Annotated in this window: 23 protein-coding genes and 1 tRNA gene; 14 read left to right on the top strand and 10 right to left on the bottom strand. The window is 45.7% G+C overall.

What is annotated here, in order from left to right; translation table 11 throughout:
• Nucleotides 1-17: 17 nt before the first annotated feature.
• Entirely contained in the window at nucleotides 18-155 is a 138-nt protein-coding gene (locus I1H34_RS22640) for a hypothetical protein (RefSeq protein WP_212663160.1), read from the bottom strand.
• Between I1H34_RS22640 and I1H34_RS22645 the strand changes: the two genes are divergently transcribed.
• The 6 genes from I1H34_RS22645 (at nucleotide 155) to I1H34_RS22670 (ending at nucleotide 3,126) form a co-directional block, all read left to right on the top strand.
• Nucleotides 155-688 (top strand): hypothetical protein, encoded by a 534-nt coding sequence (locus tag I1H34_RS22645; protein WP_212663161.1) that lies wholly within the window; start codon nucleotides 155-157, stop codon nucleotides 686-688. The two genes, I1H34_RS22640 and I1H34_RS22645, sit on opposite strands and share 1 nt — an antisense overlap.
• Nucleotides 689-942: 254 nt before the next feature.
• Entirely contained in the window at nucleotides 943-1,803 is an 861-nt protein-coding gene (gene yghU / locus I1H34_RS22650; protein WP_212663162.1) for a glutathione-dependent disulfide-bond oxidoreductase, read from the top strand.
• Nucleotides 1,804-1,918: 115 nt separating this feature from the next.
• Entirely contained in the window at nucleotides 1,919-2,152 is a 234-nt protein-coding gene (locus I1H34_RS22655) for a CopG family transcriptional regulator (RefSeq protein WP_212663163.1), read from the top strand.
• A complete protein-coding gene (locus I1H34_RS22660; protein WP_212663164.1) occupies nucleotides 2,139-2,399 on the top strand; it encodes a type II toxin-antitoxin system RelE family toxin in 261 nt (86 codons plus the stop codon). Before I1H34_RS22655 ends, I1H34_RS22660 begins: the two co-directional genes overlap by 14 nt.
• Nucleotides 2,400-2,429: 30 nt before the next feature.
• On the top strand, nucleotides 2,430-2,828 hold the full coding sequence (locus I1H34_RS22665; RefSeq protein ID WP_212663165.1) for a cupin domain-containing protein: 399 nt from the start codon (nucleotides 2,430-2,432) through the stop codon (nucleotides 2,826-2,828).
• A 4-nt stretch (nucleotides 2,829-2,832) separates the two neighbouring features.
• A complete protein-coding gene (locus I1H34_RS22670; protein ID WP_249369519.1) occupies nucleotides 2,833-3,126 on the top strand; it encodes a hypothetical protein in 294 nt (97 codons plus the stop codon).
• A gap of 36 nt (nucleotides 3,127-3,162) precedes the next feature.
• Here I1H34_RS22670 and I1H34_RS32795 read toward each other — a convergent pair whose 3' ends face one another.
• Together I1H34_RS32795 and I1H34_RS22675 are read right to left on the bottom strand one after the other, a co-directional pair.
• On the bottom strand, nucleotides 3,163-3,288 hold the full coding sequence (locus I1H34_RS32795) for a hypothetical protein (RefSeq protein ID WP_283250039.1): 126 nt from the start codon (nucleotides 3,286-3,288) through the stop codon (nucleotides 3,163-3,165).
• Nucleotides 3,289-3,325: 37 nt separating this feature from the next.
• Complete coding sequence (locus tag I1H34_RS22675; protein WP_212663166.1) at nucleotides 3,326-3,652, bottom strand: hypothetical protein; 327 nt, start codon at nucleotides 3,650-3,652, stop codon at nucleotides 3,326-3,328.
• 443 nt (nucleotides 3,653-4,095) lie between these two features.
• On the opposite strand from I1H34_RS22675, the gene I1H34_RS22680 reads away from it, so the two are divergent.
• Both I1H34_RS22680 and I1H34_RS22685 read left to right on the top strand, forming a co-directional pair.
• Nucleotides 4,096-4,524: an MAPEG family protein gene (locus I1H34_RS22680; protein ID WP_212663167.1), complete on the top strand. Its 429-nt coding sequence runs from the start codon at nucleotides 4,096-4,098 to the stop codon at nucleotides 4,522-4,524.
• A gap of 96 nt (nucleotides 4,525-4,620) precedes the next feature.
• Nucleotides 4,621-5,061 (top strand): VOC family protein, encoded by a 441-nt coding sequence (locus I1H34_RS22685; RefSeq protein ID WP_212663168.1) that lies wholly within the window; start codon nucleotides 4,621-4,623, stop codon nucleotides 5,059-5,061.
• On the opposite strand, the gene I1H34_RS22690 is transcribed toward I1H34_RS22685, so the two are convergent.
• Nucleotides 5,058-6,203: a pyridoxal-phosphate-dependent aminotransferase family protein gene (locus I1H34_RS22690; protein WP_212663169.1), complete on the bottom strand. Its 1,146-nt coding sequence runs from the start codon at nucleotides 6,201-6,203 to the stop codon at nucleotides 5,058-5,060. The two genes, I1H34_RS22685 and I1H34_RS22690, sit on opposite strands and share 4 nt — an antisense overlap.
• Before the next feature lie 266 nt (nucleotides 6,204-6,469).
• Between I1H34_RS22690 and I1H34_RS22695 the strand changes: the two genes are divergently transcribed.
• The 4 genes from I1H34_RS22695 to I1H34_RS22710 all read left to right on the top strand — a co-directional run bounded on the left by I1H34_RS22695 (nucleotide 6,470) and on the right by I1H34_RS22710 (nucleotide 7,855).
• On the top strand, nucleotides 6,470-6,700 hold the full coding sequence (locus I1H34_RS22695) for a DNA-directed RNA polymerase subunit omega (protein WP_212663170.1): 231 nt from the start codon (nucleotides 6,470-6,472) through the stop codon (nucleotides 6,698-6,700).
• Nucleotides 6,701-6,717: 17 nt separating this feature from the next.
• Complete coding sequence (locus I1H34_RS22700) at nucleotides 6,718-7,386, top strand: hypothetical protein (RefSeq protein WP_249369521.1); 669 nt, start codon at nucleotides 6,718-6,720, stop codon at nucleotides 7,384-7,386.
• A complete protein-coding gene (locus tag I1H34_RS22705) occupies nucleotides 7,386-7,748 on the top strand; it encodes a DUF1818 family protein (RefSeq protein WP_212663172.1) in 363 nt (120 codons plus the stop codon). Before I1H34_RS22700 ends, I1H34_RS22705 begins: the two co-directional genes overlap by 1 nt.
• 33 nt (nucleotides 7,749-7,781) lie before the next feature.
• Nucleotides 7,782-7,855, top strand: a tRNA-Pro gene (locus I1H34_RS22710).
• A 166-nt stretch (nucleotides 7,856-8,021) separates the two neighbouring features.
• Here I1H34_RS22710 and I1H34_RS22715 read toward each other — a convergent pair.
• The 5 genes from I1H34_RS22715 to I1H34_RS22735 form a co-directional block, all read right to left on the bottom strand.
• Entirely contained in the window at nucleotides 8,022-9,311 is a 1,290-nt protein-coding gene (locus I1H34_RS22715) for a glucose-1-phosphate adenylyltransferase (RefSeq protein WP_212663173.1), read from the bottom strand.
• 78 nt (nucleotides 9,312-9,389) lie between these two features.
• Entirely contained in the window at nucleotides 9,390-10,430 is a 1,041-nt protein-coding gene (gene glpX / locus I1H34_RS22720; RefSeq protein WP_212663174.1) for a class II fructose-bisphosphatase, read from the bottom strand.
• 87 nt (nucleotides 10,431-10,517) lie between these two features.
• Nucleotides 10,518-10,952, bottom strand: coding sequence for a hypothetical protein (locus tag I1H34_RS22725; RefSeq protein WP_212663175.1), 435 nt, complete (start codon nucleotides 10,950-10,952; stop codon nucleotides 10,518-10,520).
• A gap of 764 nt (nucleotides 10,953-11,716) precedes the next feature.
• Complete coding sequence (locus tag I1H34_RS22730) at nucleotides 11,717-11,875, bottom strand: hypothetical protein (protein ID WP_212663176.1); 159 nt, start codon at nucleotides 11,873-11,875, stop codon at nucleotides 11,717-11,719.
• A gap of 194 nt (nucleotides 11,876-12,069) precedes the next feature.
• Nucleotides 12,070-13,074, bottom strand: coding sequence for a LysR substrate-binding domain-containing protein (locus tag I1H34_RS22735; RefSeq protein ID WP_212663177.1), 1,005 nt, complete (start codon nucleotides 13,072-13,074; stop codon nucleotides 12,070-12,072).
• A 480-nt stretch (nucleotides 13,075-13,554) separates the two neighbouring features.
• Between I1H34_RS22735 and I1H34_RS22740 the strand changes: the two genes are divergently transcribed.
• Together I1H34_RS22740 and I1H34_RS22745 are read left to right on the top strand one after the other, a co-directional pair.
• Nucleotides 13,555-13,794, top strand: coding sequence for a hypothetical protein (locus I1H34_RS22740; protein ID WP_212663178.1), 240 nt, complete (start codon nucleotides 13,555-13,557; stop codon nucleotides 13,792-13,794).
• 460 nt (nucleotides 13,795-14,254) lie between these two features.
• A complete protein-coding gene (locus I1H34_RS22745) occupies nucleotides 14,255-14,791 on the top strand; it encodes a GrpB family protein (RefSeq protein ID WP_212663179.1) in 537 nt (178 codons plus the stop codon).
• A 238-nt stretch (nucleotides 14,792-15,029) separates the two neighbouring features.
• Here I1H34_RS22745 and I1H34_RS22750 read toward each other — a convergent pair whose 3' ends face one another.
• Entirely contained in the window at nucleotides 15,030-15,254 is a 225-nt protein-coding gene (locus I1H34_RS22750) for a hypothetical protein (protein WP_212663180.1), read from the bottom strand.
• Nucleotides 15,255-15,510 lie beyond the last annotated feature (256 nt).

The following is a 15,510-nucleotide window of genomic DNA, read 5'->3' on the forward strand; positions in this document are numbered from 1 at the left end:
GGAAGCAAATACCGGTGCTATCGAATCAAAGACAGTTCCGAAAACAGATGAACCGGAAGCTGAAGAATACAACCCGTTAGCGAACTTTTCTGCACTTGATGATCTTGATGTAAATGAGGGCGTCGTTGACTTGGTAGATCGCGGGATCGAGGCATTGTCTGAAGTTGTCCAGATCGTCAACCGAATGGGTGAAGCAATAACTGACCTCGGAGAGAATTTCACTCGGCGCGCCAAAGAGGTGGAGGCAAGCAACAATAAGACTGATCGAAAATCTGTAGAGCGAGTTGTGAACAATGCTGCCAACGATCTTGAAGTATTTGTTAAACGAATGTCTGTGGAAATTCCCGAATTCTACAAACAGAATACAACTTTCGCTGAGTCCTTCAGCAAGATAGCATTGATATCAGAGAAAGATTTCGATGAAAATGTGGGTAACGTCGAGACTATTCTCAACACTATGCAGATATACCGGACTGCGATGGATAACAGCTCCAAAAATCTTGTTTCGTTTAGACAGCAGATTCTCAATTTACCTAGAAGAATAAGTACTCTCAATCAAGCCCGCCGGCGAGCTGCGGCAATAATGGATGACTTAGTAGATCAGTTGCGCGTAGCGTCCAGTCAGGCAGGGGATATTGAGAAGCTGCTCGAACGCTTGCTGAAGCCTAGTGGCAACGACGCACAATAACAACGCAATGAACGCGGAGTCTCTGACCGCGCATGTTTTGAATAGAACGATCACACCGATGGCCTGGTGATCGTAGGCGATACGTAATGCGATATTAATTTCGGAAAAGCGTCATATTTAATTGTTGAATGTACGCCATCCGTGACAATTTGATAATCAGCGGGCAAGGATAGAGCGACATTCTGTTGTGCAGGTGGCAAGACGACAACGCTACTGTAGAGACAGCCATATCTGCCCTGCCATGGAGACTGAGCATGAGTAACGACTATACTCCCCCCAAAGTTTGGCAATGGGATTCTGAAAGCGGAGGGACTTGGGCAAAGATCAACCGCCCCATTGCTGGGCCGACCCATGATCAAGCTCTACCCATTGGAAAACACCCCTTGCAGCTCTATTCCATGGGAACCCCCAACGGCCAAAAAGTCACCATCATGCTAGAAGAACTCTTGGCATTAGGTGAGACGGGGGCCGAATATGATGCCCACTTAATCAAAATTGGGGATGGCGACCAGTTCAGCAGCGGATTTGTTGAGGCCAATCCCAACTCCAAAATTCCAGCCCTTATGGATCACTCCACCTCCAACCCAATCCGCGTCTTTGAATCAGGAGCAATCCTGCTGTATCTAGCAGAAAAATGCGGCCAGCTCATACCAACAGAGTACGCAGCCCGCACCGAATGTTTATCCTGGCTCTTTTGGCAGATGGGGTCAGCGCCCTATTTGGGGGGTGGGTTTGGTCATTTTTATAGCTATGCCCCCATCAAAATTGAATACTGCATCAACCGTTTCACCATGGAGGTGAAGCGCCAGCTCGACGTTCTTAATCGTCATCTCGAAACCCATCTCTTTATGGCTGGTGACGATTACTCCATTGCCGATATTGCCATCTGGCCTTGGTATGGCGGAGTAATTCGCAATACTCTATACGACGCCGCAGAATTTATCGATGCCCCCTCTTATACCCATGTCGTTCAGTGGGCTCAGGAGATAGCCGATCGCCCAGCGGTCCAGCGGGGCCGCATGGTCAACCGGACTTGGGGAGCCTTGCCAGAACAGCTCCACGAGCGCCATGATGCCAACGATTTCAATACGAGCACGCAGGATAAGCTTAACTAGTAGCTCCCCTTGGGAGGTGATTGACGAAGGTAGGTGAATCCTTGTTTAGTACAATAAACGCTTTGACGTTTTAACGTTAAAATGTTGTGATATCTATATTCATCAGGGCAACTTCATGAGTGAGCCATCCAAGCGTTCAACCATTTACTTTGAGGCAGAGTTGCATCAGGCATTACGCCTCAAAGCAGCATCAACCGATCGCACAGTATCGGATCTAGTCAATGAGGCAGTCCGTTTTGCCTTACAAGAAGATCAAGCAGATCTGGCTACCTTTGATGAACGAGAACAAGAGCCAACTATGACCTATGAAGAACTGCTAAATGATCTGAAAACTCATGGCAAACTATAAGGTCGTTTTCAAGCGATCAGTTGCCAAAGATCTTCGTCGTATTTCTAACCAGGATGTTGCTAGAATTCTCAGTCGTATTGAAGCTCTTGCCCTTGATCCACGGCTAGGAGCGGAAAAACTATCGGGGCAAGAGAAGTATCGCATCCGACAAGGCGTTTACCGGATCATTTACGAGATTGTCGACAAAGAATTAATCGTAGTTGTTGTTAAAGTGGGCCACAGACGCGATGTGTACAAGAATCGCTAACTGCGATTTCAGGCACTTAAGGAGAGAGTGATGGCTGGAACAGATATTAAAACTCACCCCATTCATCTGGGGTTGAGCGCGACCGCAGAGACTGAACCCTTATTTACGGGGGCGATGGACTGGTACATCGACTATGCTAAACGCCATGATGCTGACGGGTCTGAAGGACGTTTAGTCAGCATGCACTCCTTCTCAGACGCTTGGGATGTTTGGGAGATGCACCCGCAGGGGAGTGAGGTGGTCATGTGTATTGCGGGAACTGTGACCCTTCATCAAGAAGATCCAGAGGGTTCTCTAACGACTACCACTCTTAATCCTGGCGAATATGCCATTAACCAGCCGGGTATTTGGCATACCGCCGATGTTGAGGAAGAGGCGACGGTGCTCTTTATTACTGCTGGCATCGGCACCCAACACCGGCCCCGGTAGATCGTTGCTTACAACACCTGACTGGCAATCAGGCCCATACCCAAATGCGATCGCACAGCTAGCAGCAGCCAAAGCCGGTCTAGGACTCGCCCGTATCCCCTGTTTTCTAGGCGATCCAGAACCCACCCTCAAACGAGTTCCTCCCGGTCAGAGTGCCCCCTGCCATGACGTCTGGATTTTGACCCATAAGGATCTAATCTCAACGGTACGCATTCAAACTTTTATGGACTGTATGTCCAAAGCCTTTCAACAAAAACAGGACTTATTAGAAGGGCGTTGTCCTTCTACATTTGGTTAGTGAAAAAGGAGATCCTGATGCCACTGCATCAGGTATTCAAGACACCAATAAATGAGCAAGTGGTGCGATGCTTGGAGTCGTTGGTAATTGCCAGCCATCGACATCAATCAGGATAAGAGTCAGGGCTTTCTCAAATTCTTGAGAGAAAAATTTAGACTGCATAAAAATAGCGATCAAGAAGAGCTTTTAGTCCTATAACTTAACCCTGACATTTAGAATGTCTTGATATTATTGAACTGCATTTTTCCCGAATTAGCTCTTCTACATTAGGCAAAAACTCTTCTCTTTCTTTGTCAAGACGAGCCAAAGCTTCCTGTGACCATAGTTTCCTCTCTGCTTCATCCAAAGGGAACTCCTCTATCTGAGAAGCAATGCCCGTAAAAAAGAGTAATTCATCTTGAATACGCTCTGTTTGAAAGCGATAACTGGATAAGAGCTGTGAACCTAGTAAAGGATCAACCTTATTGTCTAAAATCTTTTTTGCTAGGGAGAAAATTTCTTGTTCTATCTCTGACCATGAATCCATACTGTCTTGATATTGAGATATTTGTTTGCCTTCTTTGAATTATTACTATGCCCAAACAAACTGCTTAACGTTTGACCACCCTTTTTTGGTGTGGCTCATTGTAAATTTCTAGGAAAATAATGAGAACTACAATCATCCTAGCCCCAATCCTAAAATGTAGTTTTACTGATCACTAATTCTCATCACTATCGAATTTCCTCTATCAAACTTCAAAAAGCTTCGAGAGAAAGAGTACCCGATTGAGGACTGTTTGTTGTGAGCTGCTACTCATAGGCTGAGTCTAAGGGAGCACTAGATCTGTTTTTCGAACAGTGTCCACTGATTAGCTGAAAATATTTCGCGCAATTCAGCTCCAGATTTTCTCAGAAGACACTTCTGGTTTCTAAGCTTAGAGCGTATAAAGCATCTACTACTGCCCCAATCGGTTATGGAGAGTTACCAGCATGAATCAACAGGCAATTTTTGCCCCCATTTTGGCGATGTTCTTACTAACGTTGACGGTCTGGATCTACATGTACGCCCGTCGTATTTCCTTCATCATCCAAAACAACTTTCTACCTGAAAAAATGCAGCCCTTAGAATTGGCCCGCATATCTCCGCCCGCCGTTTCCAATCCCTCCGACAATCTCAAAAACCTCTTTGAGCTACCCGTGCTGTTTTATGCCCTCGGTCACTACCTATTTATCACTAGCCAAGTCGATAGGTTCTATATGCTCCTATCTTGGATATTTGTGGGTTTTCGCATCCTGCATAGCCTGGTTCATTGCACGATTAACCGAGTTTTGCTGCGGTTCTATCTCTATCTGACGGCTGCCGTCGCCCTATGGCTGATGATTTTGCGAGCAAGCTGGCACTATCTCGGTCGTATCTGACGCCTAAACCCAAAACGACTGATGATTCTCAGCCAAATGCGTCAAAATTGAGAAAAGACAATACACCTAAAATTGCAGAGTAGGGTTGGTATCGATATGACTGTATTACCCCAAGGCAAGCTTCGCAAGACCCATCACTTTGCCCTGAATGTGAAAGACCTGCAGGCCTCCCGGCATTTTTATGGCACTATTTTAGGCCTGCATGAGTTGACGGGTTCTGAAGTCCCAGCAACCTTAGTAGAACTGGTCAAACAGGGGCGCATCAGTAACTTTGTTACCCCCGACGGATGGGTATTGGACCTATTCTGGGAACCAGATTTATCCCCCCCGAATCTAGATCCAGGCCAGCAGTTTACCCGCGCCAATCATCTAGCCTTTGATATTGACCCCGACGCTTTCGACCAGGCCGTGCAGGTTTTGCAGGCGAATCAAGTTGCGATCGCACAAGGTCCCGTCACCCGACCCACCGGGCGGGGCATCTACTTCTATGACCCTGATGGGTTTCTCCTCGAAATCCGCTGCGACCCAGAAAATTAGCGATTCAAAGTGTACTTAAAGGCATCCAAAACCATATGGACATTCTCAGGGCGGCTATTAAAACCCATCAGTCCAACGCGCCAAGCTTTGCCAGCCAGTTCACCTAAGCCATTGCCAATTTCGATATTAAAGTTCTTGAGGAACTGCGAAGTGATAGCTTTTCCATCCACCCCGTCAGGAATTCGCACTGTAATTAACGAAGGCAATCGATGCTGGCGTTCCACGTAGCACTCCATGCCCAGGGAAGCCAGCCCCTCCCACATCAACTCAGCATTGGCTTGATGTCGCGCCCAGCGTTCAGCCAATCCCTCTTCAGCAATCAAGCGAAGCGCTTCTCGAAAGCCATAGATCATATTAATCGGAGCCGTATGGTGATAGGTTCGTTCCGACCCCCAATATTTGCCCACCATCGACATATCCAAATACCAGTTAGGCACTTTACTCTGGCGATTATTGAGCTTCTCTACCGCACGAGCCCCCAACGTGAAAGGGCTAATGCCGGGTGGGCAGCTCAGGCATTTCTGGCTACCGCTGTAGGCCATATCCACCCCCCACTCATCCAAGAACAGGGGTGCCCCTCCTAAGCTAGTCACCGTATCTGCCAACAGCAAACAATCATATTCTCGGCATAAGTCACCCACCCCTTCTAAGGGTTGGCAGGCTCCCGTAGACGTTTCGGCATGAACCAGACCCAAGATTTTGGGGCGATGCTCTTCTAGTCCAGCTTTCAATTCATCTAGGGAAAAGACTTCTCCCCAGGGTTTGTCTATACGGCGCACATCCGCCCCATAACGCCCAGCCATATCCATCAGCCGATGACCGAAATAGCCATTGACGCCGACTAGAACCACGTCTCCCGGCTCAACGGTATTGGCGAGGGTCGCTTCCATGGCCGCACTCCCCGTCGCACTCACCGGAATCGTAGTCGGACTCTCCGTTTGCCAAGCATATTTGAGCAGAGACTGGACTTCGTTCATCAGCTCAATAAAGCAGGGATCTAAGTGTCCCACTTGGCGCATTCCCAAAGCTTGCAGAACTCGGGGATGGGCATTAGACGGCCCCGGCCCCATTAATAATCGGGGTGGAACGTTTAGCTGAGCGGTTTGCTGACGATGGGTCTCGTTGATAGCGACGTTGGTCATAGGAATGGGCCGGAATAGTAGAAGAGAGTCAAGCGATCAAGCTGATCCAGTGATAGTTGGAGATGACCCCATCGGGCTACATCTCGATTGGTCAGTGATCATGCATATCAGACGCTGCAGCCAAGGAATAACAAACAGAATCTTAAACATGCTTTGCATATCCTACAATCAATCAGTCCTTGTACTATCAGAGTTTCTGGCCAACTCCATCTCTAGGCGAGAGCATTGTTGCTAGACTAGTAAGCAGTCCATTCCAGAGAAACTTTATGTCTAAGCGCCTCACCATCGACACAACACATATTATGCGGCGAGCTGAAGAATTGATTGGCGCTTCTTCCAATCGTTACCGCATTACTGTGCAAGTTGCGAATCGGGCCAAGAAGCGTCGTCGACGTGAGAATTTAGAAGACTTTGAAGATGCAGGCATGAAATCCGTCCTGCAAGCCATTATTGAAATGTCTGATGAACTGACGCAACCGGAGATTATTGGCGAGTGAACCCTACCCTCACTCTAATGGCGCGATCCAAGCGGGCACTGATTTGTGCCTCCTTGGTTGCCAGTGGATGGATCGTTGCACAGCCTGCGGTCGCCCAAAGAATTAATCCCAAGCTGGCAGCGGATGCGGTCTACTCTCAATTACCGGAGCTACCGCAAGAAAACCAGTATTTTCGCAGAAAAGGCAATAAACCGGCGACGAACAGCACTTTAGTGAGTCGGCTTATTCGGTATCACACCCTGGTCAAAGGCCGATCCCCCCAGTATCGGTTTGACTGGAAAATCACCTTGGCAGACTTCCTAGGGCTATACGAAAATCTGCGAGAAGAAGAGTATCCAGGGCAGTCGTACTTGAAGACGAATCCCATGGAGAGCGATCGCAAGTTGATACGACAGTTAACCCGCAAACAGCGCCTTGCGTTGACTCAAATCCTCAGCGATCTATATACGAGTCAAGCACCACGGCGGGCAGCCCCTCCGACGGAGAAACAACAGCCAGAACCACCCAAGCCTGCGGCGGCTCCAGACCCAGAACCGATCTCTCGCCCGAAACTCATTCCATTACCCGGTTCAGGCAGTGCCGATCTCTTACGACCTCAAACAACACCCAAATCCAGCTCGCCTCAACCTCAATCAACCACACCTACTCGCAAGCCCACCAGTGAGTCGCAAAAGCTCACTTTTTGATGGATCGACAGCTCAAAGAGGGTAACGGTTGGCGATTAGGATTGCAGCCTAATGCCGCTTTTTCCACCCTATTGGGCACCAATGAATGGGCAGTAGAGTTGACTGCTGCAGAATTTGCTGATTTTCGCCGCCTGCTCTTGCAACTAGTCGATTCCATCACCCAATTACAAGATCAACTGATGGCTGAGGAGACTATTGCTTGTGAGGCGAGCAGTGATTTGGTTTGGCTAGAAGTACAAGGATATCCCCAGCAGTTTGCTCTGAGTTTTATCCTCCTGAATGGCCGCCGTGCGGAAGGTTCGTGGTCTGCACAGAGCACTGCTGAATTGGTGGGCGCTATCCAAACAATTGAGGTCTTTTAATTCAGGGTTTTATGTTAGGCTTGTAAAGCAAAACGGGGCGTAGCGCAGCTTGGTAGCGCACCACTTTGGGGTAGTGGGGGTCGCAGGTTCAAATCCTGTCGCTCCGATTGACTTAGAACCTCCTCTAGTAGGGGGTTTTGTTATTTTAAAAATGCGACTCATCGTTACAAGATGGAAGATTAAAGGATCAACCTGCTGTTCCGGCTACAGACACAGGGGTTGACCCTCTATTCCCAGTCATCACTCTGACTAAGACAATCTCATCACGATCTGTTAAATTTCAGTGCCATCAGGAATGATGGCATTCTTCAGAATAACAACAATCCCACTCCGGATATAGAAGCCTTCATCCTCATGATTAGCCTCCTCCACCTGGGCTTTATTGACTATTTTGACGTTCTTGCCAATACGGGCATTTTTATCAACGATCGCTTTACGAATGACCGTGTTTTCCCCAATTCCTAAGGGAACTCTACCTTGGTCAAGATCAGCTTGCCGCTTAGACAGAGACTGATAATAATCTGACCCTAGCCACAGCACATTGTCCAGGGTGCAATGATCGTCGACATAAGAGCGAACCCCTAGAACAGAGTGGTGAATTTGACTTTTTTTAACAATACAGCCTTCACCAATAATGGATTCCGTGACCCGGCAGTCGAGGATTTTACTGGGTGGTAAATATCGGGCTCGGGTATAGATGGGGGCTTGCTCATCGTAAAAACTAAACTTGGGCTTGGGCTGTTGAGCTAAAGCTAGATTGGCCTCATAGAACGCTTCAATCGTTCCAATATCTTCCCAATAGTCATCAAATAGGAATGCCTGAATATTATGATTCGCAGCAGCAGTAGGAATCACTTCTTTACCAAAGTCAGTATGCTCAAGATTAGATTCCAATAAATCGATCAGAACCTCTTTTTTGAACACATAAATCCCCATGGAGGCAATATAAGGTTGCTCACGGGCTTGGTCTGCATTCAACCCGAGCAAAGTGGTATCCACCTGCATTTGGGTTAATTCATCTCCAGTGGGCTTTTCACAAAAATCTCCCACACGCCCTGATTCATCCAGTTTCATTAAGCCAAAAGCAGAGGCCCGTCGCTCATCCATGGGCACCACGGAAATCGTGATATCGGCATTGGTATCGCGATGTCGTTGAACAAATTGGCTGTAGTCCATGCGATACAAGTGGTCTCCAGAAAGAATGAGATATTCATCCACATCCCATTCCTTGAGCAACTGCAAATATTGACGAACGGCATCCGCAGTTCCTTCAAACCAACCTGAGTTATCAGGAGTCTGCTGAGCAGCTAAGACCTCGACAAATCCTTCTGTAAAATTTGAGAAATTATAGCCTCGACTCAAATGTCGATTGAGAGACGCTGAGTTGAATTGAGTCAGGACATAGATTTTATTAATGTCTGAGTTAATGCAATTACTCACAGGTATATCAATCAGACGATACTTACCTGCTAAAGGCACAGCAGGTTTAGCCCTCATTTTTGTCAAGGGATAGAGTCGGGTGCCAGCACCGCCGCCGAGAATAATGGATAGTACGCGTTTCATATTTCCTCGCTAAATATAATGTTTAATCACAAAGGCATATTGAAAAGGCCCTGAGTCTATTGCTCAGGGCCTGGGAGATTAGTGTAGTTGCAGGGCTCGGTGTTTGTCGTCCAGTTTGTGGATAGTATCGACAAATCGGGCCGTTTTGGATTGCGTAGAGATAATGAGAGATTCAGTTCTCACGCCTCCTGGGAAAAAACGAGCCCCTTTCATCAGGGTTCCGGGGGTTATTCCGCAGGCGGCAAATAAAACGGTTTCGCCACAGGCTAGCTCCTCAGCTTCATAGATGCGATCCGGATCGTCAATCCCCATTTCCTTTAATCGAGCTAGGTTGCTTTCTTTACTCTCACCAATCAATCCAGTCTGGACAATTTCTGGGTCATAGATCAGTTGGCCTTGGAAATGTCCCCCTAATGCCCGCATGGCAGCCGCAGAAATCACGCCTTCTGGTGCGGCACCAATCCCCATCAACGCATGAATATTAGTCCCTGAAAATGCACAAGACAACGCAGCGGAGACATCGCCATCATCAATCAAGCGGACTCTAGCCCCTACATCGCGAATTTCTTTAATCAGTGCACCATGTCGAGATCGATCCATCACCACAACAACCAATTCGGCGATTGAGCGATCTAAGCATTCAGCAATGATTTTCAAGTTTTCAGTCGCGGATTTACGAATATCAACTTTTCCCTTCGCGGCAGGAGGAGCAGCTAACTTCTTCATATAGAAGTCAGGAGCAGCAAACAACCCTCCTTTCTCAGAAATGGCGAGAACAGCCATTGAACCATTCTGACCATAGGCCACTAAGTTCGTGCCTTCACACGGATCAACAGCAATATCGATCTCAACTAACTCATCAATCGTACAGAAGTCGGCGGCATCTTCCTGGGTACAGATACCAACTTGCTCACCAATGTAAAGCATGGGGGCATCATCCCGTTCTCCCTCACCAATCACAATCCGGCCTCGCATATGGATTTGATTCATGCGACTCCGCATCGCGTCAACAGCCACGGCATCGGCTGTATCTTTCTCGCCTTTACCCATCCATCGAGCAGATGCGATCGCAGCTTGCTCAACCACTTCTATAATTTCTAAACCAATCACATTGTCCATTTCGTTTTCCTCAAAGTCCGTTATTAATGGTTCGTGCAAGACAGTGTGGGTAAAACTCAAAGCTAGTTCTTCCAAATGAAACTGTCGTCATTTGGATTTTTTCTGATACAGGTGAATCGCAGGGCTTTGAAGCGAAATCACCTGGCAAGCAGCCATAGTTTCTGGGGTGTCTTGTTCCCAATAAATCAACAAAAACTCGGCATGGGGTTTATATCGCCTATAACTATCTAAAACAGTGGGATAGGCTAATCCAGCGTCTCGGATTTCCTCCATATTCATATAATCAGTGGGGATAATTTCAGGATCCTCAGATTGCCAGGGCGCAGCGACGACTGCGCCTTTCTGCTTCGATTCCAGATATCGACGCAGGGCCATACGCCCTAGACTTTTTGCATTATTCTCCCATCCCAAGAAGTCATACATTTTGAACAACACCCGCTCAGTATCCTCAGGATTGAGCGTACTGAGTACGGGTTTCATCTTCGGCTTCTTAGGGGAGTCTTGACCAAAACCTTTACCCATCTTTAATTCCCTCGCTGACCAAATGGGTGTTTATCTTCCTCGTGATTAACGGATTAATGAAATAAATCAGGCATCAATTAAGTGATTTATAACTAGAGGTCACGAACAGAGCCTAGTTTATGAAACAGGGCCTACTAGCTAGGCCATAACCTTAAGAATGTAGGCACCGTACACAAAGACGACTCATTCGCCTTTCCGTGCTGATAACTGGATATCATTCAATGAATGGTAGCTCGGTCTGTATTATCTAAGTGACGTGAGCTCAGCGAAAAAAATAGGGAATCAAACTGAATCATATAATCTTGTACTTTTGTAAACTTAATTAATAAATTGAAATCATTTTAGATGAGTAATTTTACCTAGTCAACCCTAGTTTCAAATTTTCTATTGCTCTTTCCTCGACTTAAAGCACGGTAGTAGACATCCTATAAGCAGACCAAAAATCTATAAAACACAATTCATATAAGGGTTATCAGAATTTAGTTTTAATACCTCTTCAAGCGGCAGACAAGGGCCATCACCGAAATAATAAGTGAGTAAAAGATTCTGAGATCTTTCTCAACAGCCAAAGACTCATCAATATAACTTCATGTTTTTCTAATAAATATGAAGTTATACAAAGTCAGCACAAGTTTAAATCGAGCTTGTTGAAACAGTGAATTGAGCTAATTCCGCCCATCAAACAGTACAAGCAGAGCAAAGCACTTCTCATTAAAAGTGAGATGAGCAGAGCAATATCCTCTCTAACTCCTTCAGAAAAGATCCTAAACAGCCTGGATGCTAAACAGAACCACAAGCGGCACAGCCACCACTACAGGTACAGGACCAAGGCCGTGATGACCATCGCAGGTGGTATCAGTAAACTTCGCCAGCAAACGATTCAAGCCATACTGTCGATTGGCCTGATCAATATTTGTCCCCAATTTGAACTCACAACGTTACATCATCATGAGTGTGTTGTTTCAGTCGGGCCTGCACCTGGATTGTCCTCAAGGCAGACCACTCAAGTGAATGCCGCACACTTTACACCATTATCAATTGGCTCAGGTTCATGTTGAAGAGGGTAAATACTGAAATGGAAAAAGTGGCTAATAATCAGTCAAAGCAATTCATATCATTATGAAGATATGGCGTCTGATTGCTCTGCTATAGATGAGTGAAAATATGATTTTAAAATTTGCTTCTGAAACAGATCAGTAGTGCTTGGACGGTAATGCTTTAAGCTCTCTAAGACTGAAATTTTTTGCCTAATCATTAGATGTTTAATATCCACCTGGTGAAGTAATCCCAGCTCTAATTCCTTTTGGATAGACATTAACGGCACAAAGGCCGCACCTAAGCCAAACTGAACAGCATTTTTAATCGCTTCTAGAGAACCAAAACTCATTTCTGGCTGTAATCGTTTCAGATCAACATCACCTATAACCAAATCTTGATCAATCACTGAATGGGGCGGTTGTTGAGAGTCAAGGACAATAAACTTTAATTGATATAGATCTTGGAACTCAATGGCGCTAATTGAGGTGAAAGGATGAGATGAAGGCACAATCAGGACGATGGGCTCTTCTGATTCCATCGTCACTTGAGTGAGTTCTCGCAGTTTAAAGGGAATAGGCCCTTCTACAATGGCGATATCTGTTTGGCCATCTGCAATACCTTGGCAAATTTGAGAAGTAGTGCTGATTTGTAATTGCACTGGTGTCTGGGGGTAAAGTTGCCGGTAATGTCCTATTAATCTGGGCAATAAGTAACTCCCCAGCGTGGTACTGGCACCAATGACTAAGTTGCCTGCCTCAAGATTCTTTTGTTCAAGAAGAGCTTGTTGGGCATCTTGGCAAAGCCCCAAAATACGATGACAATACCTGAGCAAAATTTCACCCGAATGTGTCAACTGTACTTTTTGGTGAGAACGATGAAATAAAGTTACGTCCAAATCACGCTCAAGGTGATGAACTCTCTGGCTGGCTGTGGGTTGTGAAATGAACAGCTGATCTGCGGCTTTTGTGAAGTTACCAGTCCTAGCAATCGCATCCATTAACTGCAACTGGTTCAATGTAAAAGGTAAATTCAAAGGAACTTCAATATCTTCTAGAAGAGTCGTTGGCCCATTCGTCGTTAGCATTAATTTCCCTCTGATTTAGCACTATCTCCTTACTGACTTAGGCTGATGTTGGCTCAATTCAGAAACCAATTAAAAAAAAGCATTTATACCTAGGGCAGGACCTGTTACGATTCTTAATTATAATTTTGTCTTCGTCAACAGTTGATAGATGAAAGGTTCTGTCCTTTCTAGTAAGGGCTACTTATGAATAGTCCAAAGCTGTCCTTGACAATGAAGATTATGGATTAAAGTTTTGGGCTTCTATCTCTCTGGTCCTATGACTTATCCTCTACTAGTGAGTTATGACTAACTTAGGAAAGACAGATATAAAAATCAGGCCGATTGACTGAGCTTCAGGGAGCAGCTTGTAAAGATGTTTATACTTTGTCCTCAGCTCTTGTCCCTAGAGGTAGGATCTAATTACGCATAAATCTAAAGAAAAACTTAAAGAATCATCGAACCGACAAATTTATGCCTAACTAGCGTTTATGGTAATGTCTCGTGTTATCTCCTTCCTTGCTCCACGACCTATGGCAATTAATTGAAGAGCTGCCTAGTCATCCAGTCATGCGATTGAATGATAGTCGCTTGGTCTCCTGGCTGTTGGCCCAAGTAGAGCGTCGGTTAATCCTGAAGGAAGAAGACGTCAATAATGTTGAGAGATATCTCGGCTCCCATGTTCTGCTCATTCGAGAAATGACTGAATCCAGACAGTATCACTCTTGTCCCTTGGTAATGTGACAAGTGAGGCTCTCCTGTGAAGTCTTTCCCCAAAATCTTGGGAATACACCTAAAAAGTCTCCCATCCATAAAATCGCTTCGTAATACAACGGGGTCATTAACCCATATGTATCAGCCCCAAATATAGGGAGCTGGAATATTGGCAACAAGAATGTAAGTGAATTGAAAGCAGTACCTTCAAATTCGTTCAGGCTCTGCTCAAAACCTTGGCCTTAGCAAGACAGTGAATCACTACGCGCTCCAGCAGATTGTTGACATAGGAAATGATGACCGAGTCGGTGTCAAATGCAATCAGGTGCATCTTTACCAATATCTGCAGACAGATGAGTCAAACTGAGAGCTAAGTAAACTCATGCCTGCAAAGGGCTCGCCCTTTGCTTTAATATCTATTTCTCATCAGGTGTTGGCCAATACATACCTGAGTGGATTCTTGTGTTGATTCACAGAGAGATATCTAAGCATGAGAAAGGTAGAAGTTGTCCCTCACAATCCTGAATGGATAGCGATTTTTCAGGCTGAAGCCACGCGGATCAAGGATGCTTTAGGTGAGAATATCGTTGCAGTCCACCATATTGGCAGCACGGCCATTACTGGCATACATGCAAAACCGATCATCGATCTGTTAGTTGAGGTGCAGTGCCTTACCCAAGTTGATGAGCAAAATTCACCGATGGAGCAACTCGGCTACGAAGTCATGGGAGATTTTGGTATCCCAGGTCGCCGGTTTTTTCGGAAAAATAACCAAGACGGTATTCGGACGCACCATATCCATATCTTTAACCACAACTCAGCACAGATAAAACGTCATCTGGCATTTCGCGATTATATGATTGCCCACCCGACAGATGCTAAGCAATACAGCGAATTGAAATGCCAGTTAGCTAAACACACGAATATCGATGGCTATGTAGACGGCAAAGATAGCTTTATTAAAGCCATAGATGTAAAAGCAGCTCAGTGCAAAGCATTACAGGCAGATCAGCAGTCAGGGAGCTGATTTACCTGTAATGCAAGTGGATGCATGATGAAGAGCTTGCCGGGAGCGCTATTCTTGGCTTTCTGCAATCAACGCCAGGCCAGCTTAAATATTGCATCCCTCTCAAAAAGCATCATCAAAAAAAGTTTTCCTTCACTGCTTCTTCTCAGAAGACCGATAACTTGAGAAGCGTGGTTTCATCCCACTCCATACAGATAACTGTTTACCCCAATGCCCCAACCATTGGGGTTTTCTCCATTCAAGAATGAACCTCTCTGAAATTTTTATAGACTGTCAATACCCAGTGATAGGCTTCTTCAAGTCCATCGGTGGTATCGACGTCTATCCCTACCTTTTTCCACTCCTCTACCCGTTGAGGAGAAAGTAGATTTCTGAATTCATCGATGGATGGTATTTCAATAATTTTAGGAGCCTTCAGCCCATGGTTATCAATATACCTAGGCGGTTTACCTTTGCGGTTCATGCTTTGGTTTAGATAATGCCATCACTTCAAGAATACCCAAAAAGAAACTTATTTTTAATAGCAGGTGAATGGGGCAGATTGTATAGTTTTATCAAATACCAGAAGTCGCCTGATACTCGTCAGCCCATTCTATAGAGGGCCTCACTTTCAGCAACCCAATCATTATCCAGGCAGTCGTACAGAACCCTATACAAATCTTACTCACTAAAAATAAAGAAAACTGGAAGAATAGTATATTTTCGATCCAACATACCGA

Origin of the sequence: Acaryochloris marina S15, from assembly GCF_018336915.1 — a bacterium.
Classification (GTDB): domain Bacteria; phylum Cyanobacteriota; class Cyanobacteriia; order Thermosynechococcales; family Thermosynechococcaceae; genus Acaryochloris; species Acaryochloris marina_A.